General features: G+C 35.5%; 3 protein-coding genes and 1 tRNA gene. All 4 read left to right on the top strand.

Features of this window, described 5'->3' with window-relative positions:
• Positions 1–98 precede the first annotated feature (98 nt).
• Positions 99–172 (top strand) — tRNA-Asn (locus C6988_RS10865).
• 183 nt (positions 173–355) lie between these two features.
• Entirely contained in the window at positions 356–607 is a 252-nt protein-coding gene (locus C6988_RS10860; protein WP_182135466.1) for a hypothetical protein, read from the top strand.
• A 26-nt stretch (positions 608–633) separates the two neighbouring features.
• Entirely contained in the window at positions 634–864 is a 231-nt protein-coding gene (locus tag C6988_RS10855) for a hypothetical protein (RefSeq protein ID WP_182135464.1), read from the top strand.
• Positions 865–976: 112 nt separating this feature from the next.
• A partial coding sequence (locus tag C6988_RS10850; RefSeq protein ID WP_182135462.1) for a DUF2299 family protein occupies positions 977–1,165 on the top strand: 189 nt, incomplete at its 3' end.

The following is a 1,165-nucleotide window of genomic DNA, read 5'->3' as shown; positions in this document are numbered from 1 at the left end:
AGAGAATTCTTTGCACAATTTAACTAAACTTTCTTACAAAATGTCTAAAACTAGCGTTCGCAAGGATTAAATCGCTTTTACCAGCGAGAATTTTCAGTGCCGCCCTAGCTCAGCGTGGTAGAGCGTCGGACTGTTAATCCGTTGGTCGCCAGTTCAAGTCTGGTGGGCGGCGCCTTTCTTTATTTCTAAACTCGAATTTTGAAACATTTTATTTTTACAATATAATTCTAAAACCAATATTATTTCTAAATTCGAGTTTTGAAACATTGATCGTTTGATACAATTTGGTGCATACTATTAGACTGGATAGATCTAATATCCGATCTAAGATTATCAATAATGCAGGAGGTTTACATTGGCCAGAACTAGAAGAGCCAATAGATATTGTGTCGATTGCGGTGCAAGGCTGGTGTATTACCCACGATTATCAAATCCAAAGGCACCAAATGAGCATAGAATCTTAGTTTATGCATGTCCTGATTGTACTGAAGATTTTGATAGACCAAAGATGTTTGCAATAAGACGTAACCAAGTAGGAGATCCACTTGAGACAGTGGAGATAGAAATTACACAAGAGCAAAAAAAACTTGCAGCAAAAGCATCATAATACCAATGTAAATAATTTGAAACAAGATGTATCCTGAAAGACCTCGAAGTAATTGGTGGTTTTTGTTGCCAATCTTTATGGGATTAATTGGTGGAATCATTGCATACTTTGTATTGCGTCATGATGATCCAAAAAAAGCCAAAAATTGTCTTTACCTTGGAATTATTCTTGCAGTAATTGGTTTTGGATTAAACATCTTGTTTGCAGCACAACTATCAGAACTTGAGCAAAACTTTGGCTTTGATGTTAACGTGTAATTTTTTGTCTTTTGTTAGAAAGTTTTGAATATTTCAAAATTCGAGTTTAGAAACATCGTAAATCTATGCTTGCAACCAACATCATAATATTAGGCCAAAAAAGAGTCGACGTATGAGTACAAGACTTAGAGACAACGTAGAGAGATGGCTCACACATGAAAACTACAAGTTCAAAAACGCAACAACTGATGAAGACTCGTTTAGGGTTTCAGTAAAACACATTGGAAGTTTTGGAAATACTCTAGAAATTTTTGAGCCAAAAAATCAACCAAATGTCCTAGTTATTGGTGCCAAATGTCCT

It is taken from the genome of Nitrosopumilus sp. b1 (genome assembly GCF_014078545.1).
GTDB lineage: Archaea > Thermoproteota > Nitrososphaeria > Nitrososphaerales > Nitrosopumilaceae > PXYB01.
This window is presented reverse-complemented; position numbering and strand designations above follow the sequence as displayed.